This is a genomic window from Pseudomonas chlororaphis subsp. chlororaphis, assembly GCF_003945765.1.
Classification (GTDB): domain Bacteria; phylum Pseudomonadota; class Gammaproteobacteria; order Pseudomonadales; family Pseudomonadaceae; genus Aquipseudomonas; species Aquipseudomonas chlororaphis.
On record NZ_CP027712.1, the window covers coordinates 2,885,498 to 2,899,954 of the forward strand.

Annotated in this window: 16 protein-coding genes and 1 pseudogene; 7 read left to right on the plus strand and 10 right to left on the minus strand. The window is 62.6% G+C overall.

Annotated elements, in window-relative coordinates:
- The first annotated feature begins 20 nt into the window (after positions 1–20).
- Positions 21–1,067, plus strand: a complete 1,047-nt coding sequence (locus tag C4K27_RS13330) for an alpha/beta hydrolase (protein ID WP_053260807.1) — start codon at positions 21–23, stop codon at positions 1,065–1,067.
- Between the two features lie 53 nt (positions 1,068–1,120).
- A pseudogene (locus C4K27_RS31650) lies at positions 1,121–2,387 on the plus strand ((R)-mandelonitrile lyase).
- Positions 2,388–2,407: 20 nt separating this feature from the next.
- Here C4K27_RS31650 and C4K27_RS13345 read toward each other — a convergent pair.
- The 7 genes from C4K27_RS13345 to C4K27_RS13375 all read right to left on the minus strand — a co-directional run bounded on the left by C4K27_RS13345 (position 2,408) and on the right by C4K27_RS13375 (position 7,905).
- Entirely contained in the window at positions 2,408–3,301 is an 894-nt protein-coding gene (locus tag C4K27_RS13345) for a LysR family transcriptional regulator (RefSeq protein WP_053260810.1), read from the minus strand.
- Positions 3,302–3,401: 100 nt separating this feature from the next.
- A complete protein-coding gene (locus C4K27_RS13350; protein ID WP_053260811.1) occupies positions 3,402–4,082 on the minus strand; it encodes a phytanoyl-CoA dioxygenase family protein in 681 nt (226 codons plus the stop codon).
- Positions 4,083–4,087: 5 nt separating this feature from the next.
- Positions 4,088–5,161 (minus strand): NAD(P)/FAD-dependent oxidoreductase, encoded by a 1,074-nt coding sequence (locus C4K27_RS13355; RefSeq protein WP_053260812.1) that lies wholly within the window; start codon positions 5,159–5,161, stop codon positions 4,088–4,090.
- A gap of 108 nt (positions 5,162–5,269) precedes the next feature.
- Positions 5,270–5,569 (minus strand): hypothetical protein, encoded by a 300-nt coding sequence (locus C4K27_RS13360; protein ID WP_007932027.1) that lies wholly within the window; start codon positions 5,567–5,569, stop codon positions 5,270–5,272.
- Between the two features lie 154 nt (positions 5,570–5,723).
- Complete coding sequence (locus C4K27_RS13365) at positions 5,724–6,125, minus strand: GFA family protein (protein WP_053260813.1); 402 nt, start codon at positions 6,123–6,125, stop codon at positions 5,724–5,726.
- A gap of 251 nt (positions 6,126–6,376) precedes the next feature.
- Positions 6,377–6,985 carry a hypothetical protein gene (locus C4K27_RS13370; protein ID WP_007932023.1) on the minus strand — a complete coding sequence of 203 codons (609 nt, stop codon included), beginning with the start codon at positions 6,983–6,985 and terminating at the stop codon, positions 6,377–6,379.
- Positions 6,986–7,368: 383 nt separating this feature from the next.
- Entirely contained in the window at positions 7,369–7,905 is a 537-nt protein-coding gene (locus C4K27_RS13375) for a P-loop NTPase family protein (RefSeq protein WP_053260814.1), read from the minus strand.
- Positions 7,906–8,161: 256 nt separating this feature from the next.
- Here C4K27_RS13375 and C4K27_RS13380 point away from each other — a divergent pair, with 256 nt between their 5' ends.
- Positions 8,162–8,506, plus strand: a complete 345-nt coding sequence (locus tag C4K27_RS13380) for a cupin domain-containing protein (protein ID WP_037004663.1) — start codon at positions 8,162–8,164, stop codon at positions 8,504–8,506.
- Positions 8,507–8,561: 55 nt separating this feature from the next.
- Here C4K27_RS13380 and C4K27_RS13385 read toward each other — a convergent pair whose 3' ends face one another.
- Positions 8,562–9,047: a MaoC family dehydratase gene (locus C4K27_RS13385; RefSeq protein WP_053260815.1), complete on the minus strand. Its 486-nt coding sequence runs from the start codon at positions 9,045–9,047 to the stop codon at positions 8,562–8,564.
- A gap of 75 nt (positions 9,048–9,122) precedes the next feature.
- Positions 9,123–9,740: a LysE family translocator gene (locus C4K27_RS13390; protein WP_053260816.1), complete on the minus strand. Its 618-nt coding sequence runs from the start codon at positions 9,738–9,740 to the stop codon at positions 9,123–9,125.
- A 181-nt stretch (positions 9,741–9,921) separates the two neighbouring features.
- On the opposite strand from C4K27_RS13390, the gene C4K27_RS13395 reads away from it, so the two are divergent.
- The 3 genes from C4K27_RS13395 (at position 9,922) to C4K27_RS13405 (ending at position 11,500) form a co-directional block, all read left to right on the plus strand.
- Positions 9,922–10,374 carry an Lrp/AsnC family transcriptional regulator gene (locus tag C4K27_RS13395; RefSeq protein WP_053260817.1) on the plus strand — a complete coding sequence of 151 codons (453 nt, stop codon included), beginning with the start codon at positions 9,922–9,924 and terminating at the stop codon, positions 10,372–10,374.
- Positions 10,375–10,419: 45 nt separating this feature from the next.
- Positions 10,420–10,881, plus strand: coding sequence for an NUDIX hydrolase (locus C4K27_RS13400; protein WP_053260818.1), 462 nt, complete (start codon positions 10,420–10,422; stop codon positions 10,879–10,881).
- Positions 10,882–11,047: 166 nt separating this feature from the next.
- Positions 11,048–11,500: a hypothetical protein gene (locus C4K27_RS13405; RefSeq protein ID WP_053260819.1), complete on the plus strand. Its 453-nt coding sequence runs from the start codon at positions 11,048–11,050 to the stop codon at positions 11,498–11,500.
- Between the two features lie 59 nt (positions 11,501–11,559).
- On the opposite strand, the gene C4K27_RS13410 is transcribed toward C4K27_RS13405, so the two are convergent.
- Positions 11,560–13,311 (minus strand): phospholipase D-like domain-containing protein, encoded by a 1,752-nt coding sequence (locus C4K27_RS13410; protein WP_053260820.1) that lies wholly within the window; start codon positions 13,309–13,311, stop codon positions 11,560–11,562.
- 181 nt (positions 13,312–13,492) lie between these two features.
- On the opposite strand from C4K27_RS13410, the gene C4K27_RS13415 reads away from it, so the two are divergent.
- Positions 13,493–14,113: a LysE family translocator gene (locus tag C4K27_RS13415; RefSeq protein WP_053260821.1), complete on the plus strand. Its 621-nt coding sequence runs from the start codon at positions 13,493–13,495 to the stop codon at positions 14,111–14,113.
- The last annotated feature ends 344 nt before the right edge of the window (positions 14,114–14,457 follow it).

Genomic DNA, 14,457 nt, shown 5'->3' on the forward strand with positions numbered 1-14,457 from the left:
AGCAGGGCAGGAGTATTCAAATGAAGCAAACGCTGAAGGCCACGCTTATGGCCGCGATGGTCGGGATGTCGGCCGCCGAGGCCGCGGACTACAAGCAGAATCCGTTCACCCTGGTGTACGAGGGTGCGATTAGCAAGAACGAGCCGGGCAAGGTCAACATCCATCCGGTCAGCTACAAGCTCAATGGCCTGGACATTTCCGCCAACGTCTACACCCCGGCGAACTACGACCCGGCGAAGCGATACCCGGTCGTGGTGGTGGCGCACCCCAATGGCGGGGTCAAGGAGCAGGTCGCCGGCCTGTATGCCCAGCGCCTGGCCGACCAGGGCTACATCACCATCGCCGCGGATGCGGCCTATCAGGGCGCCAGTGGCGGCCAGCCGCGCAGCGTGGACAAGCCCGCGTACCGCATCGAGGACATCCATGGCATGGCGGATTTCATCGCCGGCTATCCCGGCGTCGATAACACGCGCCTGGGTCTGCTCGGCATCTGCGGCGGCGGTGGTTATTCGTTGGCCGCGGCGCAAACCGACAAACGCTTCAAGTCGATTGCGACGGTGAGCCTGTTCAACTCCGGGCGGGTTCGTCGTAATGGCTACAACGACTCGCAACTGGACAACATCCAGCAACGCCTGCAGCAGGCTTCGGCGGCCCGTGCCCAGGAAGCGGCCGGCGGCGAAGTGCTGTATTCGGGGGATGCCAACCTGACCGACGAACAGATCGCCCAATTGCCCTTCGCGCTGTATCGGCAGGGCTACGAGTACTACTGGAAAACCCACGCGCACCCCAACTCGACCTTCAAATACACCACCAGCAGCCTGCTGGACCTGATGCGCTTCGACGCCACCCAGCAGATCGAACTGATCCGACAGCCCTTGCTGATGATCGCCGGCAGCAAGGCCGACAGCCTCTACATGACCGAGGATGCGTTCGCCAAGGCCACCGGCACCCAGGACAAGGAGCTGTTCAAGATCGACGGCGCCACCCATATCGAAACCTACTGGGTGCCCCAGTATGTGGACGCGGCCATCAGCAAGCTGACGGCGTTCTACGCCAGGACGCTGTGATCGCCGCAACGGCTCGCCATTTCAATAGGCTCGACCAACGAGGAATTCTCATCATGAACAAGACCCTGTTGGGGCTCGCGGTATGCGCCGCGGCGCCCTTGGCTGACGCGGCCGGCCAGGCTGAAAACCCCAGCGAGCCTTTCGCCACCCAGCAGATCAGTCGTGCAGGTAGCCAGGCTTCGGTCGCGGGCCCGGAGGATTACTTTTCCGGGCGGGTGCGCGTCGATCCGCTGTTTCCCGCCAGCAGCCCGATCAATGCCTCCGGCGCCTACGTGACCTTCGAGCCGGGCGCGCGCTCGGCCTGGCATACCCATCCCGCGGGGCAGCGCCTGGTGGTGGTTTCCGGCGTGGGCCTGACGCAGGAGTGGGGCAAGCCGGTGCAGGAAATCCATCCGGGAGACGTGATCGTCTGCCCGCCGGGCGTCAAGCACTGGCACGGAGCCGCGGCGACGAGCGCCATGACCCATCTGGCGGTGACCGGCGCGGTGGATGGCAAGAGCGTGCAATGGCTGGAGAAAGTCAGTGATGACCAATACAACGCCCGTTAAGCGGTGCAGGCCCGGAGGGATGACAGTGGCCTTCGCGCTGCTGAGCCTTAACCTGGCGATGACGCCGAGCCACGCCGCGCAGAACCCTAGGGAGCCTCAAGCCATGTCCTCCGTACCCACCGCTTCCGAGACGCTGTCCCACAAGCAGCAGGCCATCCCGTTGATCGCGGCGGCCATGGCCACCAGCAATATGCCGCGGCTCAATGCCGCCTTGAACCAGGGGCTGGATGCCGGGCTGACCGTCAGCGAGGCCAGGGAAATCCTGGTGCAGCTCTATGCCTACGCCGGCTTTCCGCGCAGCCTCAATGCCCTTGGCGAGCTGATGAAAGTGCTCGAGGCGCGCAAGCAACGCGGCATCGAGGACGTTCCCGGGCGCGAGCCCAGCGCCGGCATTCCCACGGGCGATGAGCTGCTGGCGGCGGGCAAGGCCAACCAGACGCGGATTTCCGGCGCGCCGGTCCAGGGGCCGCTGTTCGACTTCGCCCCGGTGATCAACCAGTACCTGCAGGCCCATCTGTTCGGCGACATCTTCGAGCGTGACAACCTGGACTGGCAAAGTCGTGAGCTGGCCACGGTCGGCGCGCTGGCCGCCACCCCCGGCGCGGAGCCGCAACTGCGTTCGCACATGGCCGCCAGCATCAGGGTAGGGCTGAGCGTCGGGCAACTGCGGCAACTGGTCCGGGTGCTGGCCGAGCAGGGCGAGGCCGATGCCGCCAAGCGGGCCGGCGAGGCGTTGGGAAAACACCTGGCGGCAAGCGCCGGGCGGCCATGAGGCGGCCCCCGCTCAGGGCATCAGTTCGCGTAACGCAGGGCGTCGCGCAGCAGGGTGAAGGCCGGTGAGCTCTGGCGCCGGCTGGGGTAGTAGAGGTGGTAGCCGGAGAAGGGTTCGCACCAGTCCGCCAGCACGCGAATCAAGCGACCCTGCTCGACATGGGCCAGCACCAGGTCTTCCGGCATATAGGCCAGCCCCAGCCCCTTGAGGGCGGCGTCCAGGCGCATGGCGATGTTGTTGAACACCAGCTGGCCCTCGACCCGCACCTTCAGTGCCTGGCCCTTTTTCTCGAACTCCCAGGAGAAGATGCCGCCGTAGGTCGGCATGCGCAGGTTGATGCAGTTGTGCTGCATCAGGTCGCTCGGCACTTTTGGCTTGGGGTAGCGGACGAAGTATTCCGGGGAGCCAACCACCGCCATGCGCATATCGGGGCCGATGCGCACCGCGATCATGTCCTTGGCCACCTGCTCACCCAGGCGCACGCCGGCGTCGAAGCCTTCCGCGACGATATCGGTCAGTCCGTAGTCGACGATGATCTCGATGTTGAGGTCGGGATGCTCGGGCAGCAGCTTCTCCAGCGCCGGTTGCAGGACCGTGATCGCCGAATGCTCGCCAGCGGTGATGCGCAGTTTGCCCGCCGGTTTGTCGCGGAACTTGCTGAGCAAGGCCAGCTCGTCGTTGATTTCCTCGAACCGGGGGGAGACCACCCGCAGCAGGTGTTCGCCGGCTTCGGTGGGGGAGACGCTGCGGGTGGTGCGCGCCAGCAGCCTGACGCCCAGGCGTTCTTCCAATTGGCGCATGGCCCGGCTCAAGGCCGGCTGCGACATGCCGAGCCTGGCGGCGGCGCGGGTGAAGCTGCGCTCCTGGGCCACGGCGGCGAAGATCGCGAGCAGGTCGTAGCTTTCAGTGGTCATTTATCCGTCCCCGTTATGAACGATGGGGGATTATGCCATCCGGTATGGATAATCGTTCAGTGCTTCATGGCCCTTGAGGGGAGGCGCGGCGTCGAGCGGACTAGACCCGGTCGAGGGCAAAGTCCGCCGGATCGAAGCGCTCGCTCGTGTCCATCCGGATATTGCGCAGGCCCAGGGTTTTCAGGTGCGAGGCATAGAGCGGTTCGGAAAAATAGCTGATCAGGAGCGAGCGACGGCGTGCGCCGCTCGGGTTCAGGCAGCCCGCGTGCAGCAGATCGACATCGAACACCAGGATGTCCCCGGCGGAGCCTGAAAGCTGCACGGACCGCGACTCGTCGGTGAAGTCCAATGGCGGCTCTCCCGGCCCGGGGCGATGGCTGCCGGGGACGATTCGGGTGGCGCCGTTCCCGGGGCCATAGTCGTCGAAAAAAGCCAGGGCGTTGGCTATGTCGCCTGGCCGCTGGGCCGACAGGTCGCGGTGCAGTTGCTGATGGCCGCCACCGGCTAGGGGCTCGCGACCTTCCACCTGGGAGAGGAAGAAGCGTTCCCCGATCAACTCGCCCACCACCGCCAGCACCTGCGGCAGGCGACACACCGCCTGAACCGTCGAATCCGCGTCCAGCAGCGAATGGCGCCAGTCCATGCCACGGGGCACAGGCCATTGGTTCGACGGCATCACGCCTGCGTCGAACACGGCACGCAGCTCACCCAGCCACTCGGCCGGGATCGCTTGGCGCAGCAGCACATAACCCTCTCGATGGAGTTGCTCGCGGTCGGTCATGGTCCCTATGCCTGGAAAAATCGCCCGGGACGGCAGAGGGCAAGGGCAGGGGATGCCGTGTCGTCGATGATCTCCTCGCTGGCCAGGCGGCCGACTATCGCCGCCAGCGTGACGCCAGGGTGCATCGCACACACATACACATCGCCGATATCGGGCAGATAGCCGATGATGGGCGTGCCATCGACCGGCATGGGCCTGAGCCCGACACAGGCCGACTCCAGCTCGATGGACGCAACCCCGTGGAGCTCGTTCCGGATGGCCTGGGCGGTGCGCAGCGCTATCGCGGCTGGCTGGTTTTCCAACGCGTCGTCCAGGTAGTCTTCCGCCGCCAGCAGCGTGCCGTCCGGGCCTTGCCGCACTTCCATTTCCGGGCTGGAGATAAGAGTGCGCACGAGGTCGGGTGGTGAGGCGTAGCGGATCAATATGGCCGGGGAGGCCGCTATTGGCAGGGGCAGGTTCAGCAGCTCGGTCAGCTGCTTGATACCCGTCCCGGCGGCCAGCACGACAACGTCGGCCTCGATACGGCCCCTTGCGGTTGCGACGCCCGTCACCCGCGCACCCTGGGTGGTAAAGCCGAGCACCCGCGTCTGGGTGAGCACCTGCGCGCCATGAGCCTGGGCGCCGGCGATCAACGCCTGGGTTGCTTGCACGGCGTCCAGCGCGCCTTCTTCGGCGGCGTACATGGCCTGCTGCGGGGGATGCTTGAGGTTTGGCTCGAGGTCGAGGATCTGTGAGCGCGACAGCTGGGTTGCCGAAGGCGGGTGGCCCGAGGCGTGCAGCGCTTCACTCGGGTTTGTGCCGTAAGACAGGGCACCGGTCCAGCGCACCTTCAGGCCAGGCAGCTCGGTTTCGAGCCGGCGGTATTCCTGGATCGCCGCACCGCGCAATGAGGCGATGGGATCGGGCCCGTCGTGGGCGGTGTTGATCCAGGCGAATGAGCGTCCCGTCACCCCGGACGCTATGTCTTCAGCCTCCACCAGAATGACCTTCGCGCCTCTGCCCGCCAGGTGATACGCCAGGGACGCGCCCACTATGCCTGCGCCAATGACCACGACGCGTTTGTTTACCGCGTTCCCCATATCAACCTCCATGTTGTCGACCTGATGAGGGTAGGGCATCCAGATAAACGAATACCCTGAGAACCGAGCGGCCTGCTTCGCAAGCTCCCTGTTATTTCTTTTGCACTGCTATTTTTTGCACTCCGCCAACACCACTTTGCAGGTGCCGGGCGTGCCGCCGGAGCGGCCGGCATATCGGATGCAGTTATTCAGGGATTTCTGGCGCGCCATGCCCAGGGTGGAACCCCAGGCCAGGCCACCCTCGCCGGAAGTGGGCAGCGCTTTGGCGTAACAGTTCGAGCCGATGCTGGCGGTCGAATAACGATACTTGGCGGCTTTGCTTGAACATCCCGCGATCAGCGCCAGGTTGATGGCGAGCAGGGAAAACAGGATCCATGACGAGTATGGGCGTACTGCTGTTCTGGTCATTCCGGTTCCCCTGTATCAAGACGGTAGAGGCGTGTTCGCAGTGCTGTTCTATTCAGCTTAGAGGGTATCGCGCCTGGCCCTGGGGCCGTCTGGCGGAGTGGATGCGTTTGGGTGTGCCTTGCGTCGGTTGCCATCCGTGTTTGCCTTATCGCAGTCATGGTTCTTGCGGCCAATTGTCCTGGATTTCGTACCACGAAGCCTTGAACGCCACCTGAATGTGTTTCTGTTTATCCGCGGTGAAGGGTGTATCCAGAGTGCCCAGGGCGATCGAGATCCAGTCGGCGTATTCGCCCTGGCCTCTGGACCAGAACAGCGACGAACCGCACTGGCCGCAAAACTGGCGCAACACCGTTTCGGACGATCGATAGGACTGGAGGCTCCCGGCACCCTGCACGATGCGCAGATCGCTGCGCAACACACTGCCATAGCTGGCGAATGCCGCTCCATGGCTTTTCCGGCACTGGCTGCAATGGCAGTGGGAAAGTGCCTTGGGGCGCGACGAGAGCTGGTATTTGACGGCACCGCAAAGGCAGCAGCCCTGGAAGGTGTCAGTCATTTAAGGGCGTACCTTGAAACGGAAAGGCGCCCATTTAAGCAACCGGTGTCGGGGATGTCGAATGGCTGACTATTGCTGTTCGTTAACACTGGCTTTCGCCCAGAAGCGACGCTCGCCACTGGCTGCTCGAAGCCGAGAGAGTGTAAAAGCGCTTCCTCGAACCCTTGTTGTGATTCCTGAGGGTTTCCTAGTAAGGATTGTCCGTGAAGCGCTTTATTCAAGGTGTTAGGCGCCACTTGTCAGCATAAAGCTCAAGGCGCCCGGGCAAGTAGAGTCAGCCACAGGGCAATACCGAAATCGCCCCTGATCGTATTGCGACTGCCCGCGACACTTGCATAACCGTAGTCCTTGGCCAGAGCAAAAAGCGCTTCCGGACTTACGTTGCCGCCAAAAACAGAAATTGCATTTGAAAATGCTTGCGCAGGAAAGAATATTCTTCCGAACCAGGATGCTCTCACGCCTGCAATCTCCAGGATTACATCCTCATTTGCGGCAGCAAGTTCGTTAATACTGCGATCAGAGACCGACTCTAGACCTGTATCAAGGCTTTTCCCTCTCAGGGCGAGTACGGACGCACCGTATATATGATTGGTAAGCTGGCCGAACTTTCTGCCCGGAACTTTAAAGGTGGAAAACTCCTTGCTTTTCTTATAGATCAGCTGCGCAACTTGGTAATCCAACTCGAATGCTTCTGAAACCGCAGAAAGATCAGTGCGATTTATCGGGAAGATGAATCCAAAATAAGCATCCCTGGTCGCATCAATTTTCTCATGAAGATGCCTCGCCTTTTCCTTGTATAGCAATTCAACGTCTTCGCACGTCACGCTACTCAAGTGAACAACATCCAATGATCTGTTCATAGCAATTCCCTTCGACTATCCCGAGAGATGATATATAGCTAACGATTGAACTCAGGGGCGGGCTTTAGCTCGTCCCTGCGAACGAAGCGAGCAATTTAAGCGCATGGTCATGTTTTTTATTAACGATCAAGTTCCTCCGTGAAAGTGATTGCGAATGTATTACGTATAGTTCGAAAATGGCGTTTCATAATATCGATGTGCGTTTATTTATATAGCCAATCCCTCCAAGGGGGCAGCAAGGGATATTCCCTCCTTTGGCAAGTCAAATGTTGAATCGTCCCTGATTTCCTGGGCACCAGCGAACGATTGCAAAGGGTGGTAAGCCGTCAGGCGTGACTGGCGTGGATTCAACCGGACGTTGCACCGGGAGGGAGATCCTGCATTCACTCCAGGCAGGCTTCAGGTGTCGCCGGCAGGCTATCGAGAAACGCGGCAATCTGCCGGCGGCCGCGCAAGTGCAGCGTGGGAATCTGCGGACCTATGGCCAGGCGTACCGCCTCGATACCCGGGCGGTAGCCGCGATCGAAAGTCCATACGAAGCGCAGGAAGGTCAGGAATGCCCGATCGAGCTTTTCCGTGCAGCCTGCGGCAAGGTCAGGCCGGGGACGGTTCATGATGCTGCGTATGATCACCCGGGTGAAACAGGTGAGCCGTGGCGTATCGAGCCAGATGATCAGATCGGCACGGGGCAGGCGAAGGTCGAAGGTCCGCCGGGCATAGTTGCCTTCACACACCCAGGCAGCCGGTGCTAGCGCCGCGCGGACCCGTTCGCGGAACTGCTCGGCGTCGGGTTCGACCCAACCGGGCTCCCAGAACAGCGTGTCCAGGTGGACCACAGGCAGGTTCCGGCGCTTGCCGAGGGCACGGGCGAGGGTGGATTTGCCGCTCCCGGCATTACCCAGAATTACAATCCGTTGCATGGGCGCTTCCTGTCGCGAAAAAAGCCGGCGATTGTGCCGGTTTTGCATCGCCAGTTAAAGGCGAATAGCGGGGCCGACCGCGCCGGGAATGGAATGTGTGTTGCCAGTGTGGGGCCTGAAGCCGAGAGCAGGATGTCGATCCATCCTGGTCCCCATTGAACGCCTGCTTCCGACCCTTTGTCGCCTGTCGGCAGCGCTCGCCTTTTCGGGGTGTCTACTGCTAGTGAGGCCCTGTAGGTACAGGGAGGAGAGCAGCATGAGCAATGAACAGGTGGCACCGGAAACCAAAGGGGTTGCAGTGCAGGTACTGGCAACCATTGACCTGGGTCCCGAAATCGAGGGCATGGCCGGGCGCCAACTCAGAATGCGCCTGGTGACCATCGAGCCTGGAGGCGTATTCGGGCCGATCCACAACCATAAAGACCGGCCAGGCGTCGTCTACATACTGGAAGGCACCATCACTGACCATCGCGAGGGCGGCGACACGGACTATGGCCCGGGAGTGGGGTGGCCCGAGGACCGGGACACCACGCACTGGCTTGAGAACAAAGGGCCGATTCCGGCGCGGGAGATCTCGGTCGATATTATCCGGCAAGAGTGAGCCCGGGCCGAACATCGATACGGGCGAGCCAGACGCGCGGTTCGCCCAACGCCCATCATTCCCCCGCACCCGCCGCGCCATTGCTCGGGTCGCCCTCGGCCAGCATGCGCATCAGGATTGCCCGCTCCTTCGGCCCTGGCACCAGGCCGCTGGTCTGGCCTTCCAGGACGGTGATGCCGTCTTCGTTGGTCATGCTGATGGCCGCCGTAGCCCGGCCTTGTTCGTCAAGCGCCTGGATGACCCAGTGGCAGGTGATGGTGTCGCCGGCGTACACCGGCTGCTTGAACTGGAAGCTCATGGCCGAGGCCAGCCAGCCGATCTGCCCGCCGATTTCGGTGAGCAGGCTGGCGGTCAGCAGGCCATGGGAAACCGGCGCCCTGAAGCGCCGGGCCGCGGCGAACTCGGCATCGAAATGCACCGGGTTGTAGTCGCGGGACAGCGTGGCGAAGCCCTGGATATTCGCCTCTGAAAAACAGCGGGAGAGGGTGAAGCGGTCGCCTGCCTGAAGCCCTTCGGCGGCGCGCTGTCGGAAGCTTTTCATTGCGGTTCCTGGTCCTTTTGCGTATTCGGGGGAGTGCGGTTTCGAGCCTTTTGGATACCCGTGGAACATACCGGTTCAGCGCAGGATCTGCTCGACGAACAGCAGCACCGCGATGATGATCATCAGCGCCCCCGAGAGCCGGCTGACCGCTTGCGCGGCCACCGGGCGCGTCTGCAACACGGCGCGGGAAGCAAAGCCCACCAGCAGGTAGATCACCGCGCAGCTGAAGGCATGCAGCAGCCCCAGCGCGACGATTTGCAGCGGCACCGGCCAGGCGGCCAGCGGGTCGGTGAATTGTGGCAGCAAGGCCAGGAACAGCAGGAACACCTTGGGGTTGAGGCCACTGACGCAGGCCCCCTTGAGGGTCCAGCGAGCCCAGGACGCAGAGGCTTGGGCCTCCCCGGCGCGGGGCACGGACGGGTTGCGCAGCATATTGATCCCCAGCCAGAGCAGATAGCCAGCCCCGCCAAGGGTCAGCAGCGAGAGGGCCAGGGGATTGCTGGCGATCAGCCCGCCGACCCCGGTGGCCACTATCAGCGTCGCCAGCAGATGCCCGATCAACAGGCCGGCCACCGCGGGTATCACCACTCGCCCGAACAGGCCGGCCGATATCGCGTAGGCCCAATCCGCCCCGGGGGTGATCACAAATAGAAACGACACTGCCCAGAACGCCGCGAAAATACTCAGGCTCATGGCCGTCTTGCCTTGTGCTGCTGGGCGAATGCTGTTTCTGGGCGGTCGACGGTGGTGTTAATCGGGGAGGGCATGCTTCTTTCTCGCAAAGATCAGGTTTGCGGAAAGATTAATGGAGTGCGGTGAGAATATTTTCTCTATTATTCCAGTCCGAATAAGCTTTTGGGGTAGATCCTTCCAGATGGACAGAATTGATCAGAAGATTCTTGCCGAGCTGCAGGCGGACGGGCGTTTGTCGGTGACCGAGCTGGCGGAACGGGTCGGCCTCAGCCTGTCGCCGTGCCATCGTCGCGTGCGGGCGCTGGAGGAGTCGGGGGTGATCCAGGGCTATCGCGCCCAGTTGTCGCCCAGCGCCCTGGGCCTGACGTTTTCGGCGATGGTCTTTGCCACGCTGCGTGAGGGCGATCACCAGGCGGTGGCCGCCTTCGAAGCGGCGCTGCTGCCGATCCCGCAGGTCGTCGAGGCGCAACGGCTGTTTGGCGAGCCGGATTACCTGCTGCACGTCATCACCCGCGACCTGCCGGCCTTCCAGCAGCTTTACGATGATCGCCTGTCCAAGCTGCCCAACGTCCAGCGCCTGACCTCGACCCTGGTGATGAAACGGGTGATTCAGGACCGCTCGCTGCCGTTGTGAGACGCGTCGACAAACACATCAGAACAACACTTCAGGGAGATACCGATGCGTGAACGAAAATCGGCAAGATTGCTGGTCATCAACCCTTCGCGAAAGGTCCTGCTGTTCCGCTTCCTGCACAAGGAAGGAGCGCTGGCGGGGGATGACTATTGGGCCACGCCCGGTGGCGGGCTTGAAGGGGACGAAACCTTCCAGGTCGCGGCGATTCGTGAACTGCACGAGGAAACCGGTATTCAGGTCAGCGCGGTGGGAGAGCCAGTGGCCGGTCGCCGGTTCCCCATGCAACTGCCCTGTGGCGAATGGGTGACCTCCGTCGAGCAATATTTTGTGGTGCACGCGCCAGACCAGCCGCTCTCTCGTGCCGGCTGGACCTCATCCGAGGCCCAGGTGATGGCCGATCATCATTGGTGGTCCGCCGATGATCTGCGAGCCACCGAGGCCACCGTCTGGCCGCAAGCGCTGGTGCACATGCTGGAAGAAGCGGGGGTGTTCGAGCGGTCCTTGTAGCGTTTTACCGCGGGCTGATTCTGGCTTGATGCGGGGCTGCCGATCTCCCGCGCGGCCGGGATTTTCCGGCTGGCGGTTTATGCCGTCGATCCAGATTCGCCCTCGACATTCACAACGGCGCCGTCGGCTCGTTCCTCTCTCTACCAACCATTAGAGGGAACGCCCGATGAAAAACACCGAACTCAGCCACATCATCCTCAGTGACCACTCGCGCATCGAGGCCGCCATCAGTACCGGCGCGGCCTGGGAAGTCTGGTTCCAGGTCGAGTTTCTGATGCTGCTGCGCGCAGCCCACCTGGGGTGCACTCGCGAAGCGCCTTACCCACCGCCGAACGGCACCCTGCACCTGGATGTACTGGCCAGCCAGGGTGTCGAGATCTATGCCATCGAGGTGAAAGTCGAGAGCGCCACCAATGCTGGCAACAAACTGTTGGCGGAAACCCGCAAGGATATCGAGAAAATCGCCAAATACACCGAGCCTGTCGAGGCCCGCTGGGTGGTTTCCCTGGCCTATAGCGACGTGGCCAAACGCTCGTTGCGCGGTTTCACGGTGGAGAACAGCGGCCACGCCATCTACCACGAGGCCGGTGCGATCGGCTGCATGATCTTCTCGGTTTGACCCGCGCAGGCGCCAGCAGGGCATGAGGCCTTCCTGGCACCTTTCGACAGTTCGCGCCCTTAGTGAGAGAACAACTGCCGGTCGCCCTGTTTCTGCGAGCCTGCGACGTAGTACGCCTCGAACCAGGCGGGCTGGCCCGAGATCGCCGTGGGTTTTTTCAGCAACAGTGGCGGTGGCTGCTTCCCCTGGGTCTCATCGGCGCTGGTGAAGGCTTTTTGCATCACGCTGCGAAAGTGCAGGTGATCGAATATCAGCAGGGCCTGGATGGCATAGACCACGGCGATTTTCTGGTCCTCGATCAGGACCAGGTGATCGCCGTTTTTTTCTTCCCCCGAAATGGACAGGTTCGAGGAACCGGTGAAGACCTTGGCGCTCGGCAGGTTGAAGTCGGTGACGACGAACTTGTTGTGTACCGAAATACCGGTGCCGCCGGACCACTCGCTGCGAAAAGGTTCCGGTGCGTACTTGGCGAGATAGGCGAAATCCACCTCGGCCGATGTGCCATCGGGCTTGATCACATCCATGCCCGAGGCCTTGTCGGTCACGCCATAGTTGAACACCGGACGCTTGTAGAGGCGGCTGATCGACTCGTACAGGGGGCCGCTGGTGATCTGGTTGAGGAAGGCGATGTTGAACAGCACCGAGCGGCTGGCCTGGTCGATCGCGCCGCCGATCGGGCTGAGCGACAGGTCGCTGCCGCTGTGTGGCGAGAAACAGAAATGCAGGCGCGGGCCGGCGGTCGTTGCGGTGCCGGTTTCGATCACGTGCCATTTCTGCGCCAGGTCGCTGGCCTCGAAGTTTTTCGGATCGCTGAAGCTGGCGTCGAAGACCCGGCCGAACAGGTCCGCTACCTCGAGGTGCTTGAACAACAGCGCATTGTTGTTCTGCACATAGCAGCCGCGGAAGCTGAAGTTGGTGGAGCCGCACAGCACCTGGTAAGGCTTGCCGTTGCGCCGGGCGATCAGCACCTTGTGATGCTGCAGGCCATGGAAGTGGCTGCGTCGAACCCGGTCCGCGCCGGCCGAGGCCACCAGGCGGCTGGCGGCCCGGGTCTCGCAGCTGTCGGGGGCGGCGTGATCGCCGGCGTCGTCGATAATGATGCGCAGGCGACTACCCAGCGCCTCCAGTCTGGCGAGGATGTCCGGTTCGTTGAAGTCGTAGGCGAAGACATCGAGGGTGGTGTCCGGCTGCCGTAGGACTTCATCCAGCACCGCGAAAATCATCGACACCGCCTCGAAGCCGAGCCACTGGTACATGGCTGTCTCGGTCTTCGGGTGGTCGAGCCCGTCCTTGGTTTTCGATGGAATCAGGCTCTTGCCATACACATCGACCTTGACGCCCGCGGGCACCCGGTCGCGGAAGGCCTGCGAGGAGGTAAAGCCCCGGGTGAAACCAATGTCGAGGATGCCTTCGTAGCTGATGGGGTCGAGGTCGATCGCCAGTTCGATGGCCGTGCCGGGAACCAGCTGGCCGTCGTTGGCCATGTGCATCATCCGGCCCCGGTAGGTGAAGGTGCCTTGGTCGACCTCATGGGGGACGTGAACCCAGCGAAACTTCTGGAAGGGCGCTTCCAGCGAGGAAAACTTGCGCTGGCCATCGACCGCGCTGTGGGTTGGCTCGTCGTAGGCGAAGGCGATGCGGTTGGGCAGGGGCTTGAAGTCGGTGCTGCCGGGAAACCGGCATTCGATGGCGAACCCCACCAGGTCGGGGGGAGGGGTGTCGACATCGAAACCGATCAGGCACATGCGTTCGCCGCGCCACAGCTTCATGGTGAAACCGTCGAGCGTCTGGGTGTTGTAGAAATCGGCCATGGGGGCGCTCCTTGCGCGGGGGGACGAGTCAAGCCGGGGCTGGATGTGTGCAGCGTAGAACAGCGCGGCGGGCGGTGGCGGTTTTAGCACGGGCCGGGTCGCGGGGGCGGGTTGTACTGCGCCCCGATGCTCTTATATGTTGCAAGCCCGACCCGTTCGACTCCTTGCAGAGAAGCCCTCGATGAACCTCGCCACCCTGTTGCTGTTTCTCCCGGCCTGCTTCGCCCTGAACATGGCGCCCGGGCCCAACAACCTGTTGTCGGTCAGGAACGCGACGGCCTACGGTTTTCGCACCTCCTGCCTGGCGGGTGCCGGGCGACTGGCCGCGTTCGCCCTGATGATCGCCCTGGCCTCGGCCGGGCTGGCAGTGGTGCTGCAAGCCTCGGAACTGCTGTTCTATGCGATCAAGATCCTGGGCGCGGCGTACCTGCTGTACCTGGCGTATCAGCTCTGGAGCGCCGACACCCAGGCCGAAACCGAAAAAAAGACCGCGCCCCTGGGGCTGGCCGCGCTGGCCCGGCAGGAGTTCCTGGTGGCCATCGGCAACCCCAAGGCGATCCTGATCTTCACCGCCTTCCTGCCGCAATTCGTCGACCCCGCGGCCCCGGTCCCCGGCCAGTTCCTGGTGCTCGGCGCCTTGTTCCTGCTGCTGGAATGGATAGCCATCAGCGCCTACGCCTGCATGGGTCTGCACATGCGCCGCTGGTTCGCCGAGCCGCGCGGCAAGAAGATCTTCAACCGCTGCTGCGCGGCGTTGTTGTCGGCGGCGGCTTCGGTGTTGCTGTTGGTGCGGCGGGCTTGAGTTGTCCGTAGATGTGCGTGCTCTTGCCGGGGGCCGTTGACGTCGCCTTCCAGCGTGATGGTTGGCACTTTGAACGATATGCAGATCGCTTCGCAGCACCTGCCCTAAGGGGCGAATGCCACCCATGGCTTTTACGGCGCTGGCTGCAATGGCCAGTGGGAAAGCGCTTTGGGGCGGGACGAGCGCTGGTATTCAATGGCGCCGCACAGGCAGTTGCCCTGGAAGGTGTCAGTCATTCAAGGGCGCACCTTGAAGCGCAAGGGCGCTCATATAAACGGCCGGTGTTGGGGAGGTAGAAGGGCTGGTTTCGGCCGTGGATTCAATCGGCCGATGCAGCGGATTGG

Coding starts and splice junctions, on each gene's coding strand:
- C4K27_RS13405 (WP_053260819.1), top strand. CDS start 11,048: ATGAAAAACACCGAACTCAGCCACATCATCCTCAGTGACCACTCGCGC.
- C4K27_RS13380 (WP_037004663.1), top strand. CDS start 8,162: ATGAGCAATGAACAGGTGGCACCGGAAACCAAAGGGGTTGCAGTGCAG.
- C4K27_RS13365 (WP_053260813.1), bottom strand. CDS start 6,125: ATGACTGACACCTTCCAGGGCTGCTGCCTTTGCGGTGCCGTCAAATAC.
- C4K27_RS13395 (WP_053260817.1), top strand. CDS start 9,922: ATGGACAGAATTGATCAGAAGATTCTTGCCGAGCTGCAGGCGGACGGG.
- C4K27_RS13390 (WP_053260816.1), bottom strand. CDS start 9,740: ATGAGCCTGAGTATTTTCGCGGCGTTCTGGGCAGTGTCGTTTCTATTT.
- C4K27_RS13345 (WP_053260810.1), bottom strand. CDS start 3,301: ATGACCACTGAAAGCTACGACCTGCTCGCGATCTTCGCCGCCGTGGCC.
- C4K27_RS13410 (WP_053260820.1), bottom strand. CDS start 13,311: ATGGCCGATTTCTACAACACCCAGACGCTCGACGGTTTCACCATGAAG.
- C4K27_RS13415 (WP_053260821.1), top strand. CDS start 13,493: ATGAACCTCGCCACCCTGTTGCTGTTTCTCCCGGCCTGCTTCGCCCTG.
- C4K27_RS13355 (WP_053260812.1), bottom strand. CDS start 5,161: ATGGGGAACGCGGTAAACAAACGCGTCGTGGTCATTGGCGCAGGCATA.
- C4K27_RS13360 (WP_007932027.1), bottom strand. CDS start 5,569: ATGACCAGAACAGCAGTACGCCCATACTCGTCATGGATCCTGTTTTCC.
- C4K27_RS13370 (WP_007932023.1), bottom strand. CDS start 6,985: ATGAACAGATCATTGGATGTTGTTCACTTGAGTAGCGTGACGTGCGAA.
- C4K27_RS13375 (WP_053260814.1), bottom strand. CDS start 7,905: ATGCAACGGATTGTAATTCTGGGTAATGCCGGGAGCGGCAAATCCACC.
- C4K27_RS13350 (WP_053260811.1), bottom strand. CDS start 4,082: ATGACCGACCGCGAGCAACTCCATCGAGAGGGTTATGTGCTGCTGCGC.
- C4K27_RS13330 (WP_053260807.1), top strand. CDS start 21: ATGAAGCAAACGCTGAAGGCCACGCTTATGGCCGCGATGGTCGGGATG.
- C4K27_RS13385 (WP_053260815.1), bottom strand. CDS start 9,047: ATGAAAAGCTTCCGACAGCGCGCCGCCGAAGGGCTTCAGGCAGGCGAC.
- C4K27_RS13400 (WP_053260818.1), top strand. CDS start 10,420: ATGCGTGAACGAAAATCGGCAAGATTGCTGGTCATCAACCCTTCGCGA.